Source organism: Kitasatospora sp. NPDC057518, assembly GCF_042802075.1.
GTDB lineage: Bacteria > Actinomycetota > Actinomycetes > Streptomycetales > Streptomycetaceae > Kitasatospora.
This window is the reverse complement of sequence record NZ_JBHVEU010000618.1, coordinates 1-4197: the sequence shown is the minus strand read 5'-3', so window position 1 is coordinate 4197 and position 4197 is coordinate 1. Positions and strand designations below refer to the sequence as shown.

4 protein-coding genes are annotated in these 4197 nt (G+C 72.1%); all 4 read left to right on the top strand.

The genetic code is table 11. From position 1 onward, the window contains the following. Window positions 1–494: DUF5682 family protein (locus ACFU7Z_RS37230; protein WP_380782523.1), on the top strand; the 494-nt coding region annotated here is incomplete at its 5' end. Between the two features lie 97 nt (window positions 495–591). Beyond that, on the top strand, window positions 592–1773 hold the full coding sequence (locus ACFU7Z_RS37225) for a VWA domain-containing protein (protein ID WP_049659290.1): 1182 nt from the start codon (window positions 592–594) through the stop codon (window positions 1771–1773). Between the two features lie 302 nt (window positions 1774–2075). Continuing rightward, complete coding sequence (gene sucC, locus ACFU7Z_RS37220; RefSeq protein ID WP_049659288.1) at window positions 2076–3248, top strand: ADP-forming succinate--CoA ligase subunit beta; 1173 nt, start codon at window positions 2076–2078, stop codon at window positions 3246–3248. Between the two features lie 18 nt (window positions 3249–3266). Then, the gene (sucD, locus tag ACFU7Z_RS37215) at window positions 3267–4157 is read left to right on the top strand and encodes a succinate--CoA ligase subunit alpha (RefSeq protein ID WP_074003930.1); all 891 of its coding nucleotides are present in this window, start codon (window positions 3267–3269) and stop codon (window positions 4155–4157) included. The last annotated feature ends 40 nt before the right edge of the window (window positions 4158–4197 follow it).

Below are 4197 nucleotides of genomic sequence, written 5' to 3'. Positions count from 1 at the left end.
GGCGCGAGCGGGCCGGGGGCCCGGCCACCGGAGCCCCCGGGCTGCGGCGCGGCCGCGCCGTCGCACTGCTGCTGGACGACGGCCGGCTCGACTCCGAGGAGGCCGGCCGCCGGCTCCGGCTGGTGCTCTCCGTCGCCAACGCCCCGGCGGACGCGGCCGGTTGGGTCGAGGGCTTCCTGACCGGCGGCGGCGCCCTGCTGCTGCACGACCCGCGGCTGCTCGCCCTGCTGGACGAGTGGCTGACCGGGGTGGGCGACGAGGTCTTCACCGACGTCCTGCCGCTGCTGCGCCGCACCTTCGCCGCCCTGGAGGCGGGCGTGCGCACCACCATCGGCGGCCGGGTCGCGGCCGGCCCGCTCGACGAGCTCCCGGCCGTCCGGGCCGAGGCCGGCGAGCTGGACCGGGCCCGCGCCGACGCCGCCGTCCCCGTGGTGGCCCTGCTGCTCGGGATCCGTCCGACGATCCCCCGGCAGGCCGCCGGCCGGGACACCTGACCCCCGGCCCACGACCCCCGGCCCGCACACCCCACCCGTGACACCCGACACCCACGACACCCGACCCATGACGCCCGACCCGGCGAAGGAGGACGAGATGGCAGCGCCCACGACCGACGAACGGCTGCGCCGCTGGCGGCTGGTGCTCGGCGGTGAGGCCGACGGCACCGGCTGCACCCTGCGCGGCCGCGACGCCGCGATGGACGGCGCCCTCGGCGCGCTCTACCGCGGCGCCCCCGAGGAGGGCGCCCGGGCCGCCCGCGGCGGCCGCCGCAGTGCCGGGCTGGGCGGCTCGGCCCCGCAGGTGGCCCGCTGGCTGGGCGACATCCGCACGTACTTCCCGTCCACCGTCGTGCAGCTGATGCAGCAGGACGCGATCTCCCGGCTCGGCCTGGACCGGCTGCTGCTGGAGCCGGAGATGCTGGAGGCCGTCGAGCCGGACGTGCACCTGGTCGGCACCCTGCTGTCGCTCAAGCACGCGCTGCCCGAGACCACCCGGGAGACCGCCCGGGCGGTGGTCGGCAAGGTGGTCGCCGACCTGGAGCGCCGGCTCGCCGACCGCACCCGGGCCACCCTCGGCGGCGCCCTCGACCGCAGCGCCAAGGTCAACCGGCCCCGCCACCGCGACATCGACTGGGACCGCACCATCCGGGCCAACCTGAAGAACTACCTGCCCGAGCACGGCACCGTCGTCCCCGAGCGGCTGGTCGGCTACGCCCGCGCCCAGCGCGCCGTGAAGAAGGACGTCATCCTCTGCGTCGACCAGTCCGGCTCGATGGCGCCCTCGGTCGTCCACTCGGCGGTCTTCGGCGCGGTGCTCTCCTCGATGCGCACCCTGGACACCCGCCTGGTCGTCTTCGACACCTCGGTGGTCGACCTCACCGAGCAGCTCACCGACCCGGTCGACGTCCTGTTCGCCACCCAGCTCGGCGGCGGCACCGACATCAACCGCGCGCTCGCCTACTGCCAGTCGAGGATCACCCGGCCCTCCGAGACCGTCGTGGTGCTGATCAGCGACCTGTACGAGGGCGGCATCCGGGACGGCATGCTCAAGCGGGTCGCCGCGATGAAGGCGGCCGGCGTCCAGTTCATCGCCCTGCTGGCGCTCTCCGACGAGGGGGCCCCGGCGTACGACCACGCGCACGCCGCCGCCCTGGCCTCGCTCGGCGCCCCGGCCTTCGCCTGTACCCCGGACGCGTTCCCGGAGATCATGGCGGCGGCCATCGAGAAGCGCCCGATCCCGCGGGGCCTGATCAGGGGGGCCGACCAGGGGGCGTGAGGAATTCACCCGGACGCGCTAATCCGCGCGATCGGCGGACCGGCCGTCCACCCCGTCCCGCCGGGCTGTTTGTGACGGTTCTCACCCGGGGCGGACAGGCCCCGGGCGGAACTGCCCGGCCCTGCGGGGATAACCTGCCAGACGGACGTGACGCGCGTGTTGATTGACGTGAGCGCCCGTGGCTGTGTGGGCCGCAAGGCCGTACCTCTGCGTACCCGCACCGCCCCGACGACCCGCAGCGAAGATCCTGCCGTGGCACGCTCGTAGAGACACAATCCGCGACCACGAACAAGGACAAACACGTGGACCTGTTCGAGTACCAGGCGAGGGACCTCTTCGCCAAGCACGGTGTGCCCGTGCTTGACGGCGATGTCATCGAGACCGCCGCAGACGCTGCCGCCATCGCGGAGCGCTTCGGCGGCCGCGCCGTCGTCAAGGCTCAGGTGAAGGTGGGCGGCCGAGGCAAGGCCGGCGGCGTCAAGCTCGCCGCCGACCCGGCGGACGCCGTCGCCAAGGCCGAGCAGATCCTCGGCATGGACATCAAGGGCCACACCGTTCACAAGGTGATGCTGGCCCAGACCGCGGACATCAAGGACGAGTACTACGTCTCGTTCCTGCTGGACCGCACCAACCGCACCTTCCTGGCCATGGCCAGCGTCGAGGGCGGCGTGGAGATCGAGGTCGTCGCCGAGCAGAACCCCGAGGCGCTCGCCAAGATCCCGGTCGACGCCAACGAGGGCTGCACCCCGGAGAAGGCCGCCGAGATCGTCGCCGCGGCGAAGTTCCCGGCCGAGGTCGCCGACCAGGTCGCCGAGGTCCTGCAGAAGCTGTGGACCGTCTTCATCAAGGAGGACGCCCTCCTCGTCGAGGTCAACCCGCTGATCAAGTCCGGTGACGGCAAGATCATCGCGCTCGACGGCAAGGTCTCCCTGGACGAGAACGCCGAGTTCCGCCAGCCCGAGCACGAGGCCCTGGAGGACAAGGCCGCGGCCAACCCGCTGGAGGCCGCCGCCAAGGCCAAGGGCCTGAACTACGTCAAGCTCGACGGCCAGGTCGGCATCATCGGCAACGGCGCGGGCCTCGTCATGAGCACCCTCGACGTGGTCGCCTACGCCGGTGAGAACCACGGCGGCGTCAAGCCCGCCAACTTCCTCGACATCGGTGGCGGCGCGTCCGCCGAGGTGATGGCGAACGGCCTGGAGATCATCCTGGGCGACCCCGACGTCAAGTCGGTCTTCGTCAACGTCTTCGGCGGCATCACCGCGTGCGACGCGGTCGCCAACGGCATCGTGCAGGCCCTGGCGCTCCTGGAGAGCAAGGGCGAGAACGTCTCCAAGCCGCTGGTCGTCCGCCTGGACGGCAACAACGCGGAGCTGGGTCGCAAGATCCTCGACGACGCCAACCACCCGCTGGTGCAGCGCGTGGACACCATGGACGGCGCCGCTGACCGCGCCGCCGAGCTGGCCAACAAGTAAGGAAGGGGACTTAACACCATGGCTATCTTCCTTACCAAGGACAGCAAGGTCATCGTCCAGGGCATGACCGGCGCCGAGGGCATGAAGCACACCCGCCGCATGCTCGCCTCCGGCACCCAGATCGTCGGCGGCGTCAACCCGCGCAAGGCCGGTACCACGGTCGACGTCGACGGCACCGAGATCCCGGTCTTCGGCACCGTCGCCGAGGCCATGGAGAAGACCGGCGCCGACGTCACGGTCCTCTTCGTCCCGCCGGCCTTCACCAAGGCCGCCGCGATCGAGGCCATCGACGCCGAGATCGGCCTGGCCATCGTCATCACCGAGGGCGTCCCGGTGCACGACACCGCCGCCTTCTGGGCGCACGCCGGTGCCAAGGGCAACAAGACCCGCATCATCGGCCCGAACTGCCCGGGTCTGATCAGCCCCGGACAGTCGAACGCCGGCATCATCCCGGCCGACATCACCAGCTCCGGCAAGATCGGCCTGGTCTCGAAGTCCGGCACCCTGACCTACCAGCTCATGTACGAGCTGCGGGACATCGGCTTCACCTCGGCCGTGGGCATCGGTGGCGACCCGGTCATCGGCACCACCCACATCGACGCGCTCAAGGCCTTCCAGGAGGACCCGGAGACCGAGCTCATCGTCATGATCGGTGAGATCGGTGGCGACGCCGAGGAGCGTGCCGCGGCCTTCATCGCCGAGCACGTCACCAAGCCGGTCGTCGGCTACGTCGCCGGCTTCACCGCCCCCGAGGGCAAGACCATGGGCCACGCCGGCGCCATCGTCTCCGGCTCCTCGGGCACCGCCCAGGCGAAGAAGGAGGCCCTCGAGGCCGCCGGTGTCAAGGTCGGCAAGACGCCGTCCGAGACCGCCCGCCTGGCCCGCGAGATCATCGCCGCCCAGGGCTGATCCCGCCCCGCGCGTGACGAGCGCCCCCGCCCTCCCCGGG